We start from the raw sequence: 22,552 nt of genomic DNA, 5'->3' as shown, positions 1-22,552 counted from the left end.
TACCGAAACCGGGTGGTTGCCCACCCGGTGCTTCAGGCCGATTACTCGCCTTTAGCCGCTTTGAACGCTTCAGCCATAGCGCTAGAGAAATTGCCTTCTTCCTGTTTGGTGTTAACAGTATTGATAGCTTCTTTCTCATCAGCCTGGTCTTTCGCACGGACAGACAGGCTTACGACACGGTTTTTACGATCAACGCCGGTGAACTTAGCTTCAACGTCGTCGCCAACGTTCAGAACCAGAGTTGCATCTTCAATGCGGTCCAGTGAAGCTTCAGAAGCGCGCAGGTAACCCTCAACGCCGTCTGCTAATTCAACTGTAGCACCTTTAGCATCAACTGCAGTCACTTTACCGGTGACGATGGCACCTTTCTTGTTCAAAGTGATGTAGTTGTTGAACGGATCTTCTGCCAGCTGTTTAACGCCCAGAGAGATACGCTCGCGCTCTGCATCAACCTGCAGTACAACGGCAGCGATTTCGTCGCCTTTTTTGTACTCACGAACGGCTTCTTCGCCAGTCGCGTTCCAGGAGATGTCAGACAGGTGAACCAGACCGTCGATGCCGCCATCCAGGCCGATGAAGATACCGAAGTCAGTGATTGACTTGATTTTACCTTCAACACGATCGCCTTTGTTGTGCGTCTCAGCGAACAGCTGCCATGGGTTAGATTTACACTGCTTCAGACCCAGGGAGATACGACGACGCTCTTCGTCAATGTCCAGAACCATAACTTCAACCACGTCGCCTACGTTAACAACTTTAGACGGATGGATGTTTTTGTTGGTCCAGTCCATTTCAGACACGTGTACCAGACCTTCAACGCCTTCTTCGATTTCCACGAAGCAGCCGTAATCAGTCAGGTTGGTAACACGACCGGTCAGGCGAGTGCCTTCCGGATAGCGTTTAGCGATAGCAACCCATGGATCTTCGCCCAGCTGCTTCAGACCCAGAGAAACACGGGTACGCTCGCGGTCGAACTTCAGCACCTTAACGGTGATTTCGTCGCCCACGTTGACGATTTCGCTTGGATGCTTAACGCGTTTCCATGCCATGTCAGTGATGTGCAGCAGGCCATCAACGCCGCCCAGATCAACGAATGCACCGTAGTCAGTCAGGTTCTTAACGATACCTTTGACTTCCATGCCTTCCTGCAGGTTTTCCAGCAGCTGATCGCGCTCTGCGCTGTTTTCGGATTCGATAACCGCACGACGTGAAACCACGACGTTGTTGCGTTTCTGATCCAGCTTGATCACTTTGAATTCAAGCTCTTTGCCTTCCAGGTGCAGCGTATCGCGCACCGGACGCACATCTACCAGTGAACCTGGCAGGAACGCACGGATACCGTTGAGCTCAACTGTGAAGCCGCCTTTAACTTTGCCGTTGATAACACCGGTAACAGTTTCAGCGTCTTCGTAAGCTTTCTCCAGCGTGATCCATGCTTCATGGCGCTTAGCTTTCTCACGGGACAGCAGGGTTTCACCGAAGCCGTCTTCCACTGCATCCAGAGCAACATCAACTTCGTCGCCTACCTGGATTTCCAGTTCGCCGGCTGCGTTCTTGAACTGCTCTGCAGGAATTGCAGATTCAGATTTCAGACCCGCATCAACCAGAACGACATCTTTGTCGATAGAAACGACGATGCCACGAACGATAGAACCCGGGCGGGTTTCGATTGTTTTTAAGGATTCTTCAAATAGTTGAGCAAAAGATTCAGTCATATTGATAATCTTCAGGATTCTTCAATTTAACGTCCATCTGACTTCATGTCGGATGGGGTTGTTTCACATGCCCGGCACCGGATCCATGGTACAGGGTGGTAGATTCAGTTAAGCCGTAATACCCAGCTTCTCGCGGGCATATTGTAGCGCTTTTTCAATGACTTGATCGATAGACATCTCGGTAGAGTCCAGAACCAGTGCATCGCCAGCGGCTACTAAAGGCGCAATTGCGCGATTACGATCGCGGTCGTCGCGTTCTTTTATCTCGGCTAAAAGGCGGTCAAAGTTAACATTAAAGCCATTATCCTGCAACTGTAGCATACGGCGCTGAGCACGCTCTTCCGGGCTGGCATCAAGGAAAATTTTCACTGGCGCATCCGGAAAAACCACGGTGCCCATATCACGGCCATCAGCAATCAGGCCCGGCATCTCGCGGAAACCGCGCTGGCGGCGCAATAATGCTTCGCGTACCCGGGGAAAAGCGGCAACACGAGAAGCGGTGTTGCTGACCTCCTGAGTACGGATTTCACCGGTGACATCTTCACCTTCAAGTATGACCTGCATTTCACCATTTTGTGACACAAAGCGCACATCCAGGTGAGCAGCAATCGGCACCAGCGCTTCTTCAGATTCAATCTCCACCTGATGATGCAATGCGGCCAACGCCAGCACGCGATAAATAGCACCGGAGTCCAGCAGATGCCACTGCAGCGATTCCGCCATCGCTTTGCACAGGGTTCCCTTTCCCGCTCCACTTGGCCCATCAATAGTTATGACCGGGGCAGTTACTGTCATTATTCCCTCCTGTTGCTGCGTGCTTCCTGACCTTTCGGTCACCATTAATGACTAGCATTATACGCTGCATAGCACGGCTTGGTTACCCTTTCGCACTGATCAGGTTCGTAATCTTAGTCAATTCAGAGGATCTCTGGCCTGTTACAGCCAGATAAAATCAGGGGAGTTCCGGTGCGAACCGCACCGGAAAGGGAGATATCAGGCGCTCTGGCTGATTTTAGCCAGTTGAACGAAATAGTCCGGGAAGGTTTTTGCAGTACAGCCAGGATCGAGAATGGTCACCGGGGTATCAGAAAGTGCAACCAGAGAGAAACACATCGCCATGCGGTGGTCATTGTAGGTGCCAATATCCGCATGAATCAGCGTCGCTGGCGGCGTAATGCGGATGTAGTCATGACCCTCTTCGACTTCTGCCCCGACTTTACGCAGCTCTGTGGCCATTGCGCTCAGTCGATCGGTCTCTTTTACCCGCCAGTTATAAATATTGCGTAACCGGGTGGTGCCCTCTGCAAATAGCGCCGTAGTCGCGATGGTCATTGCAGCATCCGGAATATGATTCATGTCCATATCGATGGCCTGCAGTTTGCCGGCCGTACAGGCAATGTAATCATCGCCCCACTCAATCGTCGCGCCCATCTTTTCCAGCACGTCAGCAAACCGGATGTCACCCTGCACACTCTGGCGTCCAATCCCGGTGACGCGAACCGTTCCGCCTTTTATAGCGGCAGCGGCCAGGAAATAGGAAGCGGAAGAGGCATCGCCTTCAACCAGGTAATCACCCGGCGACTGATACTGTTGCTGTCCCTTGATCAGGAAGCGCTGATAGTTCTGATTCTCAACCTCGACGCCAAAGCACTGCATCAGATTAAGGGTAATATCGATGTAAGGTTTCGACACCAAATCACCTTTGATGGTGATGCAGGTATCCTGCTGTGCCAGCGGCGCGGTCATCAGCAGCGCTGTCAGGAACTGGCTGGAAACGCTGCCATCCACACTGACTTCACCCCCGGTAAAACCACCGCGTAAACGCAGCGGCGGGTAGTTTTCGTTTTCCAGGTACTCAATGGTTGCTCCGCCCTGACGAAGTGCGTCAACCAGATGCCCGATTGGACGCTCTTTCATGCGGGGTTCGCCGGTCAGTTCGATATCGTGCTGGCCCAGACAAAGCGCCGCGGCCAGCGGACGCATTGCGGTTCCGGCATTGCCCAGAAACAGTGACAGCGGTTGAGATGCGTGCAGTGGCCCGGCATTTCCCGTCACTTCACACAGGGTGCGATCGCTGGAAAGCGTATAGCTTACACCAAGCGCGGTCAGCGCGTTCAGCATGTGCTTAACGTCGTCGCTGTCGAGCAGGTTGGTAAGACGGGTTGTACCTTTAGCCAGAGCAGCCAGCAGCAATGCACGATTGGAAACGCTCTTTGAGCCGGGCAGATTTACCGTGCCGTTGACGCGCGCAATCGGTTGGAGAGTCAGGGAGTCCTGCATGTGAAACGAAATCCTCAAAAAATACAGAGACCTCGCCGTGTGACGAGGTCTGGCATCAGCATCAATGCTGATATCTTAATAATCAGCCGTGACGGCGTTCAAAATCGACCATGAAATCGGTCAGGGCCTTCACACCTTCCAGCGGCATCGCATTATAAATAGAGGCGCGCATACCGCCTACTACACGATGGCCTTTAAGCGCGTGTAATCCCGCCTTAAACGACTCTTCCAGGAACAGCGCATCGAGTGAAGCATCGGCCAGCTGGAAAGGGATGTTCATGCGTGAGCGGTTTTCTGTTGCCACATCATTACGATAGAAGCCACTGTGATCGATTACGCCATAAAGCAGGTCAGATTTTGCCTGATTGATACGATCAATTTCAGCCACACCGCCCTTCTCTTTCAGCCATTTAAACACCAGCCCTGAGAGATACCACGCAAAAGTCGGCGGGGTGTTAAACATCGAATCGTTATCGGCCAGCACTTTGTAATCGAGGATTGAGGGCACAGAGGCGTGCGCCTGACCCAGCAGATCTTCGCGAACGACAACCAGCGTTAATCCGGCCGGGCCCACATTTTTCTGCGCACCCGCATAAATCACACCGTAACGACTCACATCGATAGGGCGTGACAGAATGGTGGATGAGAAATCAGCAACAACGGTTTTACTGCCAAAGTCGGGCTGTTCGTCAATCGCGATGCCATCAATGGTTTCATTCGGGCAGAAATGCAGGTAAGCGGACGTCTCACTCACCTCCCATTCGCTCATCGGCAGGATGGCTCGTTTACCGTCGCGCGTTGTTTTGACATCAAGCGTGCGTGGGGAACAAAACTTTTCCGCTTCTTTTATTGCGCTATGCGCCCAGTAACCGCCATCAACATAGTCGGCACGGGTCGCTTTACCCAGCAGATTTCCCGGTACGGCAGCGAACTGCGCACGCGCCCCACCATGACAGAATAAAACTTTGTAATTCGACGGTATTTTTAGCAGATCACGGAAGTCCTGCTCCGCTTCTTCAGCCACCTGAATAAACTCTTTACTGCGGTGACTGATCTCCATTACAGAGGTACCCAGACCGCGCCAGTTCGTCAGTTCCTGTTCTGCACGACGAAGCACTTCAACCGGTAGCATCGCCGGGCCAGAGCTAAAATTATAAACTTGCGTCATTTCCCCTCACCACTGTCATATCGAACGGTTATGAATAACCATCCGGTTTTATCACTGCATTCTGATAGCTGCAATCATAAATCAGGGAGCGGTCACATTTTCTGAATCCGGCTCGCCGGAGGTTATGTTACCAATGCAAATCTGCGCGGAATTTTGTGAGGCTTTATCCAGCGCCATTAATTCGCGTTTGGCCTGAGAGCAGAAGTGATGAAAAGTAAGCCGGTAAAAATGTCCCGCCCTGATAGCGGTCTGTTAGCAAAATCCGTATCATTGCGCGCTTTACGCACCCTATGACAACTGAGAGAGCGGCACTATGACGCAAACATTTATCCCGGGCAAAGATGCCGCACTGGAAGACTCCATTGCGCGTTTCCAGAACAAGCTGCAGGATCTTGGCTTTAACATTGAAGAAGCATCCTGGCTGAATCCTGTCCCCCATGTCTGGTCAGTGCATATCCGCGACCGCGATTGCCCGCTCTGTTTTACCAACGGCAAGGGCGCCAGTAAAAAAGCGGCGCTGGCCTCCGCGCTTGGCGAGTATTTCGAGCGTCTCTCAACTAACTATTTTTTTGCTGACTTCTGGCTGGGAAAAAAGATCGCTAACGGTGATTTTGTTCACTATCCCAATGAAAAATGGTTTGCGTTACCTGATGATGAGTCCTTACCTGAAGGTATTCTGGATCCGCGCCTGCGCGCATTTTACGATCCCGACAATGCACTGACGGCTTCCGGCCTGATTGATCTGCAGTCCGGGAATACTGAACGTGGTATCTGCGCCCTGCCCTTTACCCGTCAGTCCGACCAGCAGACTGTCTATATCCCGATGAATATTATCGGCAACCTCTATGTCTCAAACGGCATGTCGGCAGGTAATACCGCGAACGAAGCGCGTGTTCAGGGGCTGTCTGAAGTGTTTGAGCGCTACATTAAAAACCGCATTATTGCTGAAGCGATCAGCCTGCCTGCGATTCCAGATGACGTGATGCAACGTTATCCTGAAGTGATCGAAGCGATTGCACGTCTTGAAGCGGAAGGCTTCCCGATTTTCGCTTATGACGCCTCTCTCGGCGGTAAATATCCGGTTATCTGCGTGGTGCTGTTTAACCCAACCAACGGAACCTGTTTTGCCTCATTTGGTGCTCACCCTGATTTCGGTGTGGCGCTGGAGCGTACCGTTACCGAGTTGCTGCAGGGCCGAAGCCTCAAAGATCTGGATGTGTTTACCCCACCGACCTTTGATGACGAAGAAGTGGCTGAGCATGCCAACCTTGAAACACACTTCATCGATTCAAGCGGCCTGATCTCCTGGGATCTGTTTAAAGAAACTGCGGATTATCCTTTTGTCGACTGGTCATTCGCGGGCAGCACCGAACAGGAATTCGCCACGCTGATGGCAATCTTCGCCTCGGAAGATCAGGAAGTTTATATTGCAGACTACGAGCATCTGGGTGTCTATGCCTGCCGCATCATCGTGCCAGGCATGTCTGATATCTACCCGGCAGAAGACCTGTTCCTGGCGAACAACAGCATGGGAGCGGGCATGCGTGAAACCCTGCTGGCCCTGCCTGACAGCAACTGGAATCCGGAAGAGTATCTGGATCTGATTGGACAGCTTGATGATGAAGGCTTTGATGACTTCACCCGCGTTCGTGAGCTGCTGGGTCTGGCGACCGGTAAAGACAATGGCTGGTACACGCTGCGTGTTGGCGAATTAAAAGCGATGCTGGCGCTAGCGGGCGGCGATCTGGATCAGGCATTGATCTGGACAGAATGGACGATGGAGTTTAACAGCTCAATCTTTACGCCAGAGCGCGCTAACTACTATCGTTGCCTGCAGACCCTGCTGTTACTGGCTATGGAAGATGAGCGTGATCCATTGCAGTATCATCACGCTTTCCTGCGGATGTATGGTGAGAGCGCAATGGAAGCAGCCTCCGCCGCGATCAGTGGTGAGAATCCGTTTAACGGCCTTCAGGCTGTTGATGATGAGCTGCAGGCCTTCCCTGCCCATCAGTCGCTGCTTGCCGCCTACGAAAAACTGCAAAACGCCAAACGTCACTACTGGAAAAACGCGTAAGCCCTGACGCGTCAGACTGAAAGCAGACGGTTAAACATGGCACTGGATTTATCTGGTGCCATCCTTCCCCACTTTCTCTATGAAACATTAGCTACTTTAAAATTCCTTCCCATTACATCACATCATTTTAATTAACATATAAGCCATTAATTAATAACACAGGCTGAACTAAAAAAGTGGCGCATCACTTTATATTAAAATATTTTTGTATTTTTAAAATAAATTTATTTGTCTATATTCAGCTAGTTAATTCATTATTTTCTCATTAATTTGCGACCAGTGGGTTACCACCCTGGCAAACATGATCCATATCAATTACTGACCTATACTCCTTTGTTAGTATTTTTTCAGACAACTTCAGGAGTAAGTTAGTGTGAAAACTGACAACCCTTTTAATCTTTTATTACCCGCCGCGATGGCGAAAGTGGCCGAAGACGCGGGTATCTATAAAGCAACCAAACATCCTTTTACGACCTTCTTTCTGGCAATAAACGCCGGCGTATTTATCTCAATCGCATTCGTTTTTTATATTACAGCGACCACCGGTAGCGGCGCGATGCCCTATGGCATAGCCAAACTGATTGGAGGTATCTGCTTTTCACTCGGCTTAATGCTGGTCGTGGTATGTGGTGCCGACCTTTTTACCTCTACTGTATTAATCGTTGTCGCCAAAGCCAGTGGCCGCATCAGCTGGGGACAGCTGGCCCGCAACTGGATTAACGTCTACGCCGGTAACCTTGCAGGTGCACTCTTCTTTGTCGCCCTGATGTGGTTTGCCGGACAGCACATGGTCGCGAATGGTGCCTGGGGATTGAATGTCCTGCAAACTGCCGATCACAAGATGCATCACACCTTCATAGAGGCGGTTTGTCTGGGTACATTGGCCAATCTGCTGGTCTGTCTCGCCGTCTGGATGAGTTACTCAGGCCGCACCCTGACCGATAAGCTGGTCGTGATGATTCTGCCTGTTGCGATGTTTGTCGCAAGCGGTTTCGAACACAGTATCGCCAACATGTTTCTTATACCCTATGCCATTGCTATTCGTGACTTCGCGACACCTGAATTCTGGCAGGCAGCTGGCACCACGGCGGCACAGTTTCACTCGCTGACCCTCAGTAACTTTATTATCGACAACCTGATTCCCGTGACCATCGGAAACATTATCGGCGGCGGCGTTCTGGTTGGGTTGACCTACTGGGTTATCTATCTCCGTAAAGGTGACCAGGTTCATTAAACGCATTTTTGACGGCACAGGAAGTTGGCTGTGCCCGACCGTAAAGTCTCCTCATATAAGGCAGGTATATTATGACCGAACTTAATGCAAAACTGGCTTCAGCATGGGAAGGATTTGCTGAAGGCGAATGGCAGAATAGCGTCAATGTGCGCGACTTCATTCAGAAAAACTACACCCCATATGAAGGTGACGAGTCATTCCTGGCGGGTGCCACTGAAGCGACCACCAAACTGTGGGAAAGCGTGCTGGAAGGCATCAAAATTGAGAACCGCACCCACGCGCCAGTCGACTTCGACACCGATCTCGCCTCAACCATTACCTCGCACGACGCGGGTTACATCATTAAGCCACTGGAAAAAATTGTTGGTCTGCAGACCGAAGCGCCATTAAAACGCGCCATCATTCCTTATGGCGGCATCAAAATGGTCGAAGGGTCATGCAAAGTGTATGGCCGTGAACTCGACCCTTCACTGAAAAAAATCTTCACCGAATACCGCAAAACGCACAACCAGGGCGTGTTCGATGTTTATACCCCGGACATTTTGCGCTGCCGTAAATCAGGTATCCTGACCGGCCTTCCTGATGCTTATGGCCGTGGCCGTATTATCGGTGACTATCGTCGTGTGGCGCTGTACGGCATCGATTTCCTGATGGCGGATAAATTCGCTCAGTTCGCCTCACTGCAGGAAGATTTAGAGAATGGCGTTAATCTGGAAGCGACTATTCGTCTGCGTGAAGAGATTTCTGACCAGCATCATGCGCTGGCCCAGATTAAAGAGATGGCAGCAAAATATGGCCATGACATCTCCGGTCCGGCTACCAATGCGGTTGAAGCAGTACAGTGGACTTACTATGGCTACCTGGCTGCAGTTAAATCACAAAACGGTGCTGCCATGTCATTTGGCCGCGTCTCAACCTTCCTTGATGTTTACATCGAACGTGACCTTAAAGCCGGTAAACTAACTGAAGAGCAGGCACAGGAACTGATTGACCATCTGGTGATGAAACTGCGTATGGTTCGCTTCCTGCGTACACCTGAATATGATGAGCTGTTCTCAGGTGACCCAATCTGGGCAACAGAATCCCTGGCAGGTATGGGCGTTGATGGCCGTACCCTGGTCTCAAAAAGTACGTTCCGCTTCCTGAATACCCTCTACACCATGGGTCCTTCACCTGAGCCGAACATGACCATCCTGTGGTCAGAAAAACTGCCAATTAATTTCAAAAAATATGCCGCTAAAGTCTCTATCGATACCTCATCTTTGCAGTATGAGAACGATGACCTGATGCGTGCTGATTTCGACAATGATGACTACGCAATCGCCTGCTGCGTGAGCCCGATGATTGTCGGCAAACAAATGCAGTTCTTTGGCGCACGTGCCAACCTGGCGAAAACGCTGCTCTACGCAATCAACGGCGGCGTGGATGAAAAGCTGAAAATGCAGGTTGGACCGAAAGGCGACAAAATCAGCGACGACGTACTGGATTTCGACACCGTCATGGAGCGTATGGATCACTTCATGGACTGGCTGGCAAAACAGTATGTGACTTCGCTGAACATCATTCACTACATGCATGATAAATACAGCTACGAAGCGGCACTGATGGCCTTACATGATCGGGATGTCTACCGCACCATGGCCTGTGGTATCGCAGGTCTCTCCGTCGCTGCGGATTCACTTTCTGCCATTAAATATGCCAAAGTGAAACCGATTCGTGACGAAGATGGTCTGGCCATCGACTTCGATATTGAAGGCGAATATCCGCAGTTCGGTAACAACGACTCACGGGTAGATGACCTGGCCTGCGATCTGGTTGAACGCTTCATGAAGAAAATTCAGCAGCTGAACACCTATCGTAATGCCGTGCCGACGCAGTCTGTTCTGACCATTACCTCGAACGTGGTATATGGTAAGAAAACCGGTAACACACCAGATGGACGTCGCGCTGGCGCGCCGTTTGGACCAGGTGCTAACCCGATGCATGGTCGTGACCAGAAAGGTGCAGTTGCCTCACTGACTTCCGTCGCGAAACTGCCGTTTGCCTACGCGAAAGATGGTATCTCTTATACCTTCTCAATCGTACCAAACGCGCTGGGTAAAGATGATAACGTGCGGAAAACCAACCTTGCCGGTCTGATGGATGGTTACTTCCATCACGAAGCCAGCATCGAAGGCGGTCAGCACCTCAACGTTAACGTTATGAACCGTGAAATGCTGCTGGATGCGATGGAACATCCAGAGAAATATCCGCAGCTGACCATTCGCGTTTCCGGTTACGCTGTACGCTTTAACTCACTGACTAAAGAACAGCAGCAGGATGTGATTACCCGAACCTTCACTAAGTCACTGTAATTACTGCTCTACCTGATAAAAAAGGCTCCTCGCGGAGCCTTTTAATTAAAAGTCTGTTCTGATGGTCATCTCCATCAAGGTTCCCACCAGAATCGATTTCCTGCCCTGAGCGCAACAGAGATTGCGCCGTCTGTCCCGGCACTTACTGGAGAAAACATCGCAATGTCAGTTAACGGTCGTATCCACTCATTTGAATCCTGCGGCACCGTCGATGGTCCCGGTATCCGTTTTATCACCTTTTTCCAGGGCTGCCTGATGCGCTGCCTCTACTGTCACAACCGCGACACCTGGGATACGCACGGGGGCAAAGAGATCAGCGTCGAAGCGCTGATGGCGGATGTGCTCTCCTATCGCCATTTTATGAACGCCTCTGGTGGCGGCGTCACGGCCTCAGGCGGTGAAGCCATTCTCCAGGCTGAATTTGTGCGCGACTGGTTCCGTGCCTGTAAGGCCGAAGGTATTCATACCTGTCTCGACACCAACGGCTTCGTACGCCGCTATGATCCGGTGATCGATGAACTGCTCGACGTTACCGACTTAGTGATGCTCGACCTGAAACAGATGAATGATGACGTCCATCAGATTCTGGTGGGTGTCTCTAATCACCGTACGCTGGACTTCGCCCGTTACCTGCAGAAAAAAGGCAAACGGACATGGATTCGTTTTGTCGTGGTGCCCGGCTATTCCGACGATGATGACACCGCGCATCGGCTGGGGGAATTCACGCGTGACATGGAGAACGTTGAGAAGATTGAATTGCTGCCCTATCATGAGCTGGGTAAGCATAAATGGATTGCGATGGGTGAAGAGTACAAGCTGGACGGGGTGAAGCCACCGAGCAAAGAGACAATGGATCGCGTGAAAAACATTCTCGCCAGCTATGGCCACGAAGTGATGTACTGAAGAATCTGCCACAAAAAAAGGGAGCTTAACGCTCCCTTTTTGCTGTTCAGCGATCAGGCATGTGCCACTGGCGTAGCCTGATGATTCGCTTTGCGCAGCAGCATCACCAGATAAATCAGTGCCACAGCAGCGATCATCACGAACAGCAGCTGGTCAGAATAATTCTGCATCAGAACAGAGGTCATTGCCGGTCCAGCCAGACTGCCCACTGTATAACTCATCAGCAGTGCCTGATTCATCGCTACCAGTTCATGATGTGCAACCGTCTCGCAAGCCCAGGACATCGCCACCGGATAGAGTGTAAAGCCCGCCAGCCCCAGAACAAATAGCGCTGGTGCCATCGCGGCATTGGTTAACATGGCCATCGCACCCAGGATAACCACAAAGACCTGAACTCGCAGCACCAGCATGCGACCAAAACGATCGGCCAGACGGCCAATGGGCCACTGGCCCACAATGCCTGCGCTGACCAGCAACGCCATCCAGTAACCCACATTGGCATCACTCATTCCCTGATGTGACAGGTAAAGCGGCATCAGGCCATAAAGCGAGCCCAGAAGGATGCCAGAGATAATGCAGCCATTGATGCCCAGACGTGAGCTACGGCGACGCAGCATCGGCCAGATGCGGGCCGGAGCGGCTTCTGTCGCTTCACCGCTGGCGGAGACGCGAGTAAAGACCAGTGGCAGCACGGCGCAGAAGACCAGCGACGTCACCCACGGAATCACGCTGAGTAATTCCGTAGACAGTTTGCTGACCAGCAACTGGCCTGTCACGGTGCCGATGTAATAGACAACCATATAGGCCGCCAGCAGCTGTCCCCGATTACGTACCGTTCCGCTGCACAGAAGTGCGCTCTCGACCACCACCCACATCAGCGCACAGCCGACACCGGCGATGAAACGCATTGAACTCCATGCCCAGAAACCCGACATCATCGCCAGGCACAGGGTTGCGACGGCAAACATCAAGGTAGCCAGGTAGTAGCTGCGGTTGAAGCCGTAATGCCTGATTAACCAGCCAGCCAGCAGAGTTCCTGCGAGATTACCGGTGTAATAGGAGGAGCTTACGATGCCCACCTGCCAGGTTGTCAGTAAGTCATGCGTCAGCCATAGTGGAACGAGCGTATTCAGCACGGCAATTGCGACCGTCATTAACATCAGGCCGCAAAGCAGCAATATCACGGGGCGTGACCAGGTTGACATAGGGGATAGAAACCAGAGCAAATGAAGGAAATTGCGCGCAGTTTGCCACTGGCTTTTTTAAAGTCAATGGGCGAACTTTAACGGCAGCACATTTTGCTGTGCGACAATTTAATTTACTAATCTTCAGTGGGTTACAATCGTAAGAAGCGGCAGGTCGCTAAATGCTATCTCTATGAAAAACTAGGTTTTTAGCCATTCCGGCCTGGCTGATATCGATAACGTTTATTTGTGATTAAAATGAGGCCTGACAGAACAGTTTTTCCGGAGCAATAATATAAAAAAACCCGGCCATGGCCGGGTTCAGAGAGTTACTGTTGCTTAGCCGATAATTTCGACGCCATTCATATAGGGGCGTAAAACCTCAGGCACAGTGATGCGGCCATCTTCCTGCTGATAATTTTCCAGCACCGCCACCAGGGTACGGCCTACGGCCAGCCCTGAGCCATTCAGGGTATGAACCAGACGCGGTTTCTTATCCTGTTTGTTGCGGCAACGCGCCTGCATACGACGCGCCTGGAAATCACCCATGTTGGAACAGGATGAAATTTCACGATAGGTATTCTGCGCCGGTAGCCAGACTTCCAGATCGTAAGTTTTAGTCGATCCAAAGCCCATATCGCCGGTGCAGAGTAAAACCTTACGATATGGCAGGTTCAGCAGCTGCAGCACTTTCTCAGCGTGACCGCTCAGCTCTTCCAGGGCATCCATTGACTGCTCCGGCGTGACGATCTGCACCATCTCAACTTTGTCGAACTGGTGCATACGGATCAGGCCACGCGTGTCACGACCGTAAGAACCCGCTTCAGAACGGAAGCACGGCGTATGCGCGGTCAGTTTAACCGGCAGGCTATCCTCTTCGAGGATCTCATCACGCACCAGGTTAGTCAGCGGCACTTCTGCGGTAGGAATCAACGCATAGTTGCTGCTGTCTGACTCCTCTTCCAGCGGACGGGTGTGGAACAGGTCTTCGCCAAACTTAGGCAGCTGTCCGGTACCGTAAAGCGTTTCGTGGTTAACCAGATATGGCACGTAGGTTTCAAGGTAGCCATGCTGCTCGGTGTGCAGGTCAATCATAAACTGACTCAGTGCACGGTGCAGGCGGGCAATCTGCCCCTGCATGACCACAAAGCGTGAACCGGTCAGTTTCACGGCAGACGCAAAATCCAGGCCTTTAGCCGCTTCACCCAGCTCAACGTGATCTTTAACCGGGAAGCTGAACTCGCGCGGGGTACCCCAGCGGCTCACTTCCTGATTTTCGCTGTCATCTTTGCCCAGCGGCACTTCATCGGCCGGAATGTTCGGCAGTGCCAGTGAGAAGTCACGGATTTGATTCTGCAGTTCATCCAGTTCTGCTTTTGCGGCATCCAGGCGTTCGCCCAGCGCGTTCACTTCCTGACGCAGCGGCTCGATGTCTTCCCCACGTGCTTTGGCCTGACCGATGGATTTGGATCGGGAGTTACGCTCTGCCTGCAGATTTTCTGTTTCCACCTGCAGCACTTTGCGACGCTCTTCAAGCGAACGCAGCGTTTCCACATCCAGTTTGTATCCCCGGCGTGCCAGTTTTTCTGCGACTGCGTCTGGCTCGTTACGCAGCAGATTGGGATCGAGCATGCTTATCCTGTGTATAAAAAGTTGGTTGAAAGAAGGGACGCATTCCAGCGGAATGCGTTGAAAACATTGCCCACATTACCGTAACGTCTGTTTCAGCGGTAGCGTTTTGTCGGGCTATTTTGATCCTGCTCGGCCAGCCAGCTTAGCTTTTCACCAATCTTGCCCTCAAGCCCGCGCTGGGTTGGGGTATAATAGCGCGCGCTGGCCAGTTCCTGCGGAAAATAGACTTCACCCGCGGCATAGGCGTTGGTTTCATCATGGGCATAACGGTACTCTTTACCCAGGCCCATCTCTTTCATCAGCTTAGTCGGGGCATTGCGCAGATGTTCCGGCACATCGTAATCGGGATGGTCGCGTGCATCACGCATTGCGGCTTTAAACGCGTTGTAGACCGCATTACTTTTAGGCGCGCAAGCCAGATAAACAATGGCCTGGGCAATCGCGCGCTCCCCTTCTGCCGGACCGACGCGCGTGAAGCAATCCCAGGCCGCAATCGCCACCTGCATACCGCGCGGATCGGCGTTGCCGACATCTTCGGAGGCGATTGCCAGCAACCGACGAGCCACATAGAGCGGATCGCCGCCCGCAGTGATAATGCGCGCATACCAGTAGAGCGCCGCATCCGGTGCGGAGCCGCGTACCGATTTGTGCAGTGCAGAAATCAGATCGTAAAAACGATCGCCTTTATTATCAAACCGCGCGGATCGCTCACCAGAGACTTCGTTAAGCAGCTGCGGCGTCAGTTCTCGCTGACCTGATGCGGTGATTTCGGCCATATCAGCCATCATCTCCAGCGTGTTCAGCGCCCGACGTGCATCACCATTAACCAGTTCAGCGATCATCCTGCGTGTGTTGTCCGGCAGCACGATGTCACTGTCCCCATAACCTCGCGCTTTATCCTGCATCGCCTGATCCAGCACCTGCTCAATATCTTCCAGGGTTAGTGATTTCAGCAGGTAAACGCGGGCGCGTGACAACAACGCAGAGTTAAGTTCAAAAGAGGGGTTTTCAGTGGTCGCACCAATAAAGGTAATGGTGCCATCTTCGATATGGGGCAGAAAGGCATCCTGCTGGCTCTTGTTGAACCGATGGACCTCGTCCACAAACAGGATCGTGCGCCGCCCGGCATGTTTATTCTGACGGGCCCGCTCAATCGCCTCACGGATCTCTTTTACGCCGGAGGTGACGGCCGAAATACGCTCCACATCGGCGTTACCGTAATGGGCAATGATCTCAGCCAGCGTGGTCTTGCCGGTCCCGGGAGGTCCCCACAGGATCATTGAATGCAGGTGCCCTGCTTCAATCGCGCGCGGCAGAGGTTTGCCTGCGCCCAGCAGATGTTGCTGACCAATGTACTGTTTCAATGTTTCTGGCCGCATACGCGCGGCCAGAGGTTTGAAATTTTCGGTGGAAAAATCCAGGGACAGGTTACTCACCGTGACCTCACTGACGTTGGTCGTCCACCGTCACGCCTTTTGGCGGTGTGAACGTGAATTTATCCGGGCTGATAGCGCCATTCTGCTGGCTTTTCAGCTGGTAATCGCTGCGCTGGCCATCCTGCTCGATAGCACTGAAGCGGTTGATGGTCCCGCTGGACGTCACCTGGATGGTGAACTGTTTCAGGTTGCCGTCGCTGTTCTTAGGTGTCAGTTCAAAATTGTCACCCTGCTGTTTGATATTGTACTGCTTCCAGTCATTTGACTGGTTGCGGGCAATCAGCATAAAGGGCGTGTTGCTGGTCGCATTCTGCAACAGGCTGACTGTCGCCTGCTCAACAAACGGGTTGTAGAACCACAGCGATTTACCGTCGGAGATGATGATGCTTTCGTCCGGCGCGGTCATGTGCCAGTTAAACAGGCTGGGACGTTTCACCCACAATTCGCCTTCGCCGTCCTGCACATTCGCGCCGCTGCTGTCGGTCACTTTTTGGGTGAAGCTGGCGTGGAAGCTGCTGACCTTGTTCAGGCGCTGTTGCAGATCACTGGAAGCATCAGCCAGAACGCTGGCTGAAGAAAAGGTGGTCAACAGGCCCAGAGCGATTACGCGTAATTTCATCTGCTTCAATTCCTTATTTAAACGTTCCCATCGATAACTGCATTAAGCCTGGCCGCCGTTCCGCCATCAGAACAGAGGAAAAAACCGAAAGCTGATTCAGATATGGGGTTTAACCGCATAAAAACAATGAGCCAGTCGGAACTGGCTCATTGCGTTGTGTTTCAAAACATTTAGCCACTACATATCGTGTGGCGGTGGCGACAGCACTTCACGGTTACCATTGTGTCCTGGTGCAGAAACGATGCCCTGCGCTTCCATCTGTTCAATGATACGTGCCGCGCGGTTATAGCCGATGCGGAACTGACGCTGAACGCCTGAAATCGACGCACGGCGCTTATCGACCACAAAACCGACCGCCTGATCGAACAGCGGATCGAGCTCTTCATCACTGTCGATGCCACCGGCATTTTCGCTCTCTTCGCCCGCCGTAATGCTGTCGATATATTGCGGACGACCACGCGCTTTCCAGTCCTGAACCACTGCATGCACTTCCTGGTCACGAACAAACGCACCGTGAACACGAATCGGCAGCGAGGAGTTCGGCGGCATGTAGAGCATGTCACCCATACCCAGCAATGACTCCGCGCCGCCCTGATCGAGAATGGTACGTGAATCAATTTTGCTGGAAACGGTAAAGGCGATACGCGTCGGAATGTTCGCTTTGATCAGACCGGTAATGACATCCACGGATGGACGCTGTGTCGCCAGTACCAGATGGATGCCGGCAGCACGTGCTTTCTGTGCCAGGCGGGCAATCAGCTCTTCCACCTTTTTACCGACTGCCATGATCAGGTCAGCAAACTCATCGACCATCACAACAATATAAGGCAGCTTCTCCAGAACCGGCGGCGTCATATCCATGCTGTCGCCCGGCTTCCAGAACGGATCGGGAATCGGACGACCCATCGCTTCGGCCTGTTCCACTTTTTCGTTGTAGCCCGCCAGATTACGCACGCCCAGCGCCGACATCAGCTTATAGCGGCGCTCCATTTCACCGACGCTCCAGCGCAGCGCATTGGCAGCATCCTTCATGTCTGTGACCACTTCGGTCAGCAGATGCGGAATACCTTCATAGACCGACAGCTCAAGCATTTTCGGGTCGATCATGATGAAGCGAACTTCTTCCGGCGTCGCCTTATACAGCATGCTGATAATCATGGCGTTCACGCCCACAGACTTACCGGAACCGGTGGTACCGGCGACCAGTAAGTGTGGCATTTTCGCCAGATCGGCCACCACCGGCTGACCGGCAATGTCTTTACCCAGCACGACGGCCAGCGGTGAAGGGTTGTCGCGGAATTTAGGGCAATCCAGCACTTCACGCAGATAGACGGTCTGACGATGCTTGTTTGGCAGTTCCAGACCTACGTAAGGTTTGCCTGGGATCACTTCCACCACACGAACCGCTACCGTCGACAGCGAACGCGCCAGATCGCGGGACAGGTTTGAGATACGCGCCGCTTTCACGCCCGGTGCCAGGTCAAGTTCGAAACGGGTAATAACCGGGCCAGGCGAGATACCGACCACCTCCGCTTTGACGCGATAATCGCCTAAGCGCGACTCCACCAGACGGGCCGTCTGCTCCAGCGAGAACATATCAACCGGCTCTTCCTCTTCAGGCGGTGCGGTCAGCAGATCCAGCGAAGGCAGTGGCGTGGAAGGTTTCTCCAGCGGCTGCTCGTGACGCATCAGGAATGGATGAATCAGGCTGTCATGCAGTGAAGGTTTCGCCTCTTCCACCGGCTGAACCGGCGCTGCCGCTGGCGTGCCAAAGGCAGGCGCAGCGTAAGCCGGAGCCTGAGGAGCCGCAGGGGCACCATAAGCGGGCGCAGAGGTTGCCGCAGGCGAAGCATAGTCAGGTTCAGACGGTGCTGTCGGGGCGCTATAGGCAGGTTCTGCCGGGGCAAAGCTGGCTGGTGCAGGAACATGAGCCGGAGCCTGAGGTCTTGAAACCTCACTCACCTGCTGCCAGGGTTCGTGTGAAACCGCTGGAGCTTCAGGTTCTGGCGTCGCCGCAATGGTAAACAGCGGTTCAGAAGGACCGTCATCCACCAGATCTTTCATCGGTGAAAAATCAAACGCTGAGGCGGTATCAATATTGAATACCGGCTCTTTTTTCACTTCTGGCTCATAGCGCTGCTGTTGCTGCTCGGCGAACTGACGGGCCAGTGCATCCTGCTGCTGTGCATCCTGTTCATCTTCCTCGTCCTGCTGCCAGCTGGTGCCGTAACGCTGCTGCTGTTCAGACTGGAAAGCCTGTCGCAGTTCAGCCTGCTGCAGCGCCTCTTCAGCATCCGGAGCAGAGGAAACGGAGCCAGCACTAACCGGTTCGGTCTCTTCCGTTTTCGCTTTCTCTTCTGCCATGCGCTGAGAAGGCAGCTTAATGCCATAAGAGGCCAGCTCACGACGGGTTGGCAGTTTTACCGGGTTAGGACGCGGCAGTGCCGGACCGATACCTTGTTTAACCTGCGGATTGAGATTGGTTTCAGGGGCTAAATCAAAAACAGGCGCAGTACGCGTTGTTGCCTGGGCTGCCGTTGCAGCGGATGCCGCTGCCGCCGATGCCGCAGGGATAGCTGACGTATCCCGCCAGTTACCCATTTTAGGTTCATCATCGTCGTAAGCACTGAACGACGGCGTAGCCGGAGCGTCGTGTGGCATTTCAAAGTGATAAAGCGGTGGTGAGTCTGCGGGTGCAGAAGCACTCTGCGGCGGCGTCGGGGAGTTCGCCACACTCTGCGGAGCTGGCGCGCTCTGTGCGTACGCAGGCGCAGGTTGTGCAGACGGCGATGCAGGAATGGATGTCGCTGACGCGGCAGGCGCCGAAGCTGAAACCACAGCAGCAGCAGATGCGGCGACAGGTGCAGGCGTCACCGTGGCTGCCGGGGCGAGGGTCACCTCGGCGGCTTCAGCGGTAGCCGCGACTGCCGCACTGGTGGCTGCTGCAGCTTTAGCCAGCAGCGGATCCTGTTGTGACGTCGCAGGCTCAGCAGCTGCACGTGGGGCAGAAAGCAGCACATCATCATCCTGATCGGCGGCATGAAGCTCAGGCACATCCGCGTATTCACGCGCGTCCCGCTCGTCATCCTCTTCCTGCCAGGGTTCATCGTGACGAGAGCGGTTGCTGGCAAACGTCAGTACGCCCATGACTACGCCACCAATTCTTTCTGCAATGGTGAGCCATGACCAGCCAGTGTAAAGGGTAATACCCGCCGCCCAGACGCAGAGCAGCATCAGCGTGCCGCCAGCCGGACTGAACCAGGGTGCAATAGCATTACTGACCAGGCTGCCGATCACGCCGCCCGAGGCAAAGTACCAGATATCATCAGCGTTCAGCGCCGCCATACCACAGGTCGTCACCACCAGCGCGAGGACGCCAATTAAGCGCAGCCCGACGGCAAAGTAGTCAAAATAGTCCTGGCTGTCGCGCTGACGGAAAGCAATCCAGCACAGACCCAGGATGACGGGCGGAATGGCATACGCCATCACACCAAAGATGAAGAGTAAGGTGTCAGCCAGCCAGGCACCGACGCTGCCGCCGATATTATGGATAGGTTCATGCCAGGCCGTTTGCGACCAGCTCGGGTCGGAAGGGTTAAAACTGACCAGAGAAACCATCAGGTAGATGGCAAACAGCGCCACCAGAATGAGCATTGCTTCCAGCAGACGACGTCCACTGCTCATCGATTGTAACGAAACGTCTTTATCTTCTGTATATTCCTGGCTCAAGAGGACTCTCCAGGTGCCTGTAAAGTAAGAAGCAACAGCGCCGGGCGAGCCCGACGCTGATCCTGTATGAATGCACAGGAGTGTACCGAAATCTCACAGGTTTTGCACCTGCCCCGCATCAGCGAGTTTTGATCACCAGTCGATTGCTCTGTTTAACCTCTTCCATCACCACATATGTACGCGTGTCGTTTACGCCCGGCAGGCGCAACAGGGTTTCACCCAGCAGCTTACGGTAGGCTGACATATCAGGTACGCGCGTTTTCAGCAGGTAGTCGAAATCGCCGGAAACGAGGTGACACTCTTGAGTTTCCTCAAGTTTTTGCACAGCGGCGTTAAATTGCTCAAACACATCTGGTGCACCACGATTCAGAGTAATCTCAACGAACACCAGCAGCGACGCATCCAGATAGTGCGGGTTCAGCTGCGCGGTGTAGCCAAGAATAAATCCCTGACGTTCGAGACGACGCACGCGTTCAAGACATGGCGTAGGCGATAAGCCTACGCGTTTGGAAAGCTCTACGTTTGAAATGCGACCATCTTTCTGAAGTTCATTCAGAATGTTCCTGTCAATTCTGTCGAGGTCTTTCCCGGGGCGTTTCTTATTGTCTACCATTATTATTGTCTCTCTTAATTCCTTCCCTTTACCTGCCACGCCCTGAAAACGCTCATTGTTCGGGGCATTTCTGAAGTGAGCTAACAGAGCCTGTGTTCTGACACCTATCGATATGACGCATGTTGTCTGTCCACATCATGCGTCATTATCCATATCAGGCTGCTTTTATTCGGCGTTACGTGCAAAACGGGCGATGAAAACCTGTTTTGTTCCGATAAATGTTATTCGCTTCTGATAATGTTTTCGCAAAAGCGCAGGCGATTGTCAAAGTAAAATCACCAAATTCAGGACAAGATGCCAGACAGTCCGCTGGGTATCTGTTTTTAAATGACTATTTTTCCACTATTGCACCCCTCTAACCCGAGTTTTGCCCCCTTTTGGCGCATTGGCCAGGCAAAACCGTCGCTCATCGTCTACGCCGTTTGCAGCTATCGTTAACAAAATTGCCTAAGCCTTGTCATTGTCGCCGGATATTCCCTACAATCGCAGGCTATGTCAGCCGAATGAAACTGAGGAACGCATGAGTACGGCCAAACACAGTAAGTTACTCATTCTGGGCTCCGGCCCAGCGGGTTATACCGCAGCCGTTTATGCTGCACGCGCCAACCTGAACCCGGTACTGATTACGGGTCTGGAAAAAGGCGGACAGCTGACCACTACCACCGAGGTGGAGAACTGGCCGGGCGACCCGCACGATCTGACAGGTCCATCGCTGATGGAGCGGATGCATGAGCATGCCGAAAAATTTAATACTGAGATCATTTTCGATCACATTCACACCGTCGATTTGCAGAACCGTCCGTTCCGCCTTACGGGTGACAGCGGCGAATACACGGCAGATGCCCTGATCATCGCCACCGGTGCGTCAGCGCGCTACCTCGGTCTGCCTTCCGAAGAGGCCTTCAAAGGCAAAGGCGTCTCTGCCTGTGCAACCTGTGACGGCTTCTTCTATCGCAACCAGAAAGTCGCGGTGATTGGCGGTGGCAACACGGCTGTGGAAGAGGCGCTCTACCTGGCGAATATTGCGGCTGAAGTGCACCTTATTCACCGTCGTGACAGCTTCCGCGCAGAGAAGATCCTGATCGACCGCCTGATGGAAAAAGTGCGCAATGGCAATATCGTGCTGCACACTCATCGCACGCTGGAAGAAGTGGTGGGCGATCAGATGGGTGTCACCGGTCTGACGCTGCGTTCTACCCAGAACAGTGATGAGACAGAAGCGCTGGAGGTGGCGGGTCTCTTTGTTGCTATCGGACACAGCCCGAATACGGCCATTTTTGAGGGTCAGCTGGCGCTGGAGAACGGTTACATCAAAGTTCAGTCAGGTCTGCACGGCAACGCCACTCAGACCAGCATCCCTGGCGTCTTTGCGGCAGGCGATGTGATGGACCATATCTATCGTCAGGCGATCACCTCTGCGGGCACCGGCTGTATGGCCGCGTTAGACGCTGAGCGCTTTCTTGACGGACTGGTTAAAAACGATCAGTAAGTTGTTAACCCTCTGATCTCAAATGTTCCAGGCGACGGTTTTTCCGTCGCCTTTTTTATTGCTCTCATGCTAGATTCTTGCGCCTGAAGAGATGGAAATGTCTTTCCATTTTCACCCGT

General features: G+C 53.0%; 15 protein-coding genes. 5 read left to right on the top strand and 10 right to left on the bottom strand.

Features of this window, described 5'->3' with window-relative positions:
* Positions 1-41 precede the first annotated feature (41 nt).
* The 4 genes from rpsA to serC form a co-directional block, all read right to left on the bottom strand.
* A complete protein-coding gene (gene rpsA, locus HFD95_RS05805) occupies positions 42-1,715 on the bottom strand; it encodes a 30S ribosomal protein S1 (protein ID WP_003849352.1) in 1,674 nt (557 codons plus the stop codon).
* A 108-nt stretch (positions 1,716-1,823) separates the two neighbouring features.
* A complete protein-coding gene (gene cmk / locus HFD95_RS05800) occupies positions 1,824-2,510 on the bottom strand; it encodes a (d)CMP kinase (RefSeq protein ID WP_010254946.1) in 687 nt (228 codons plus the stop codon).
* 198 nt (positions 2,511-2,708) lie between these two features.
* Positions 2,709-3,995, bottom strand: a complete 1,287-nt coding sequence (aroA, locus tag HFD95_RS05795; RefSeq protein WP_010254943.1) for a 3-phosphoshikimate 1-carboxyvinyltransferase — start codon at positions 3,993-3,995, stop codon at positions 2,709-2,711.
* Between the two features lie 82 nt (positions 3,996-4,077).
* Entirely contained in the window at positions 4,078-5,163 is a 1,086-nt protein-coding gene (gene serC / locus HFD95_RS05790; RefSeq protein ID WP_167429939.1) for a 3-phosphoserine/phosphohydroxythreonine transaminase, read from the bottom strand.
* 313 nt (positions 5,164-5,476) lie between these two features.
* Here serC and ycaO point away from each other — a divergent pair, with 313 nt between their 5' ends.
* The 4 genes from ycaO to pflA all read left to right on the top strand — a co-directional run bounded on the left by ycaO (position 5,477) and on the right by pflA (position 11,731).
* Positions 5,477-7,240 carry a 30S ribosomal protein S12 methylthiotransferase accessory factor YcaO gene (ycaO, locus tag HFD95_RS05785; protein WP_010254940.1) on the top strand — a complete coding sequence of 588 codons (1,764 nt, stop codon included), beginning with the start codon at positions 5,477-5,479 and terminating at the stop codon, positions 7,238-7,240.
* 373 nt (positions 7,241-7,613) lie between these two features.
* Positions 7,614-8,474, top strand: coding sequence for a formate transporter FocA (gene focA, locus HFD95_RS05780; protein WP_010254939.1), 861 nt, complete (start codon positions 7,614-7,616; stop codon positions 8,472-8,474).
* 71 nt (positions 8,475-8,545) lie between these two features.
* Positions 8,546-10,828: a formate C-acetyltransferase gene (pflB, locus tag HFD95_RS05775; RefSeq protein ID WP_010254936.1), complete on the top strand. Its 2,283-nt coding sequence runs from the start codon at positions 8,546-8,548 to the stop codon at positions 10,826-10,828.
* Positions 10,829-10,990: 162 nt separating this feature from the next.
* Positions 10,991-11,731, top strand: coding sequence for a pyruvate formate lyase 1-activating protein (gene pflA, locus HFD95_RS05770; protein ID WP_010669755.1), 741 nt, complete (start codon positions 10,991-10,993; stop codon positions 11,729-11,731).
* Between the two features lie 53 nt (positions 11,732-11,784).
* Here the strand turns inward: pflA and HFD95_RS05765 are convergent, their stop codons facing one another.
* The 6 genes from HFD95_RS05765 to lrp all read right to left on the bottom strand — a co-directional run bounded on the left by HFD95_RS05765 (position 11,785) and on the right by lrp (position 20,944).
* Positions 11,785-12,936, bottom strand: coding sequence for an MFS transporter (locus tag HFD95_RS05765; protein WP_010254932.1), 1,152 nt, complete (start codon positions 12,934-12,936; stop codon positions 11,785-11,787).
* Positions 12,937-13,254: 318 nt separating this feature from the next.
* Positions 13,255-14,547 carry a serine--tRNA ligase gene (gene serS / locus HFD95_RS05760; RefSeq protein ID WP_167429938.1) on the bottom strand — a complete coding sequence of 431 codons (1,293 nt, stop codon included), beginning with the start codon at positions 14,545-14,547 and terminating at the stop codon, positions 13,255-13,257.
* A 92-nt stretch (positions 14,548-14,639) separates the two neighbouring features.
* Positions 14,640-15,983 carry a replication-associated recombination protein A gene (locus tag HFD95_RS05755; protein WP_033757131.1) on the bottom strand — a complete coding sequence of 448 codons (1,344 nt, stop codon included), beginning with the start codon at positions 15,981-15,983 and terminating at the stop codon, positions 14,640-14,642.
* A gap of 7 nt (positions 15,984-15,990) precedes the next feature.
* A complete protein-coding gene (lolA, locus tag HFD95_RS05750) occupies positions 15,991-16,602 on the bottom strand; it encodes an outer membrane lipoprotein chaperone LolA (protein WP_167429937.1) in 612 nt (203 codons plus the stop codon).
* 177 nt (positions 16,603-16,779) lie between these two features.
* The gene (locus HFD95_RS05745; protein ID WP_167429936.1) at positions 16,780-20,331 is read right to left on the bottom strand and encodes a DNA translocase FtsK 4TM domain-containing protein; all 3,552 of its coding nucleotides are present in this window, start codon (positions 20,329-20,331) and stop codon (positions 16,780-16,782) included.
* 118 nt (positions 20,332-20,449) lie between these two features.
* Positions 20,450-20,944 (bottom strand): leucine-responsive transcriptional regulator Lrp, encoded by a 495-nt coding sequence (lrp, locus tag HFD95_RS05740; RefSeq protein WP_006118610.1) that lies wholly within the window; start codon positions 20,942-20,944, stop codon positions 20,450-20,452.
* 520 nt (positions 20,945-21,464) lie between these two features.
* On the opposite strand from lrp, the gene trxB reads away from it, so the two are divergent.
* Entirely contained in the window at positions 21,465-22,433 is a 969-nt protein-coding gene (gene trxB / locus HFD95_RS05735) for a thioredoxin-disulfide reductase (RefSeq protein WP_003849329.1), read from the top strand.
* Positions 22,434-22,552 lie beyond the last annotated feature (119 nt).

This window comes from Pantoea sp. EKM10T (assembly GCF_011800685.1).
GTDB lineage: Bacteria > Pseudomonadota > Gammaproteobacteria > Enterobacterales > Enterobacteriaceae > Pantoea > Pantoea agglomerans.
The sequence above is the reverse complement of the archived record's forward strand: the minus strand, read 5'-3'. Positions and strand labels throughout refer to the sequence as shown.

Bases quoted from the DNA above. Each gene is read 5' to 3' on its own strand.
- rpsA (WP_003849352.1), bottom strand. From the start codon at position 1,715: ATGACTGAATCTTTTGCTCAACTATTTGAAGAATCCTTAAAAACAATC.
- cmk (WP_010254946.1), bottom strand. From the start codon at position 2,510: ATGACAGTAACTGCCCCGGTCATAACTATTGATGGGCCAAGTGGAGCG.
- aroA (WP_010254943.1), bottom strand. From the start codon at position 3,995: ATGCAGGACTCCCTGACTCTCCAACCGATTGCGCGCGTCAACGGCACG.
- serC (WP_167429939.1), bottom strand. From the start codon at position 5,163: ATGACGCAAGTTTATAATTTTAGCTCTGGCCCGGCGATGCTACCGGTT.
- ycaO (WP_010254940.1), top strand. From the start codon at position 5,477: ATGACGCAAACATTTATCCCGGGCAAAGATGCCGCACTGGAAGACTCC.
- pflB (WP_010254936.1), top strand. From the start codon at position 8,546: ATGACCGAACTTAATGCAAAACTGGCTTCAGCATGGGAAGGATTTGCT.
- pflA (WP_010669755.1), top strand. From the start codon at position 10,991: ATGTCAGTTAACGGTCGTATCCACTCATTTGAATCCTGCGGCACCGTC.
- HFD95_RS05765 (WP_010254932.1), bottom strand. From the start codon at position 12,936: ATGTCAACCTGGTCACGCCCCGTGATATTGCTGCTTTGCGGCCTGATG.
- serS (WP_167429938.1), bottom strand. From the start codon at position 14,547: ATGCTCGATCCCAATCTGCTGCGTAACGAGCCAGACGCAGTCGCAGAA.
- lolA (WP_167429937.1), bottom strand. From the start codon at position 16,602: ATGAAATTACGCGTAATCGCTCTGGGCCTGTTGACCACCTTTTCTTCA.
- lrp (WP_006118610.1), bottom strand. From the start codon at position 20,944: ATGGTAGACAATAAGAAACGCCCCGGGAAAGACCTCGACAGAATTGAC.
- trxB (WP_003849329.1), top strand. From the start codon at position 21,465: ATGAGTACGGCCAAACACAGTAAGTTACTCATTCTGGGCTCCGGCCCA.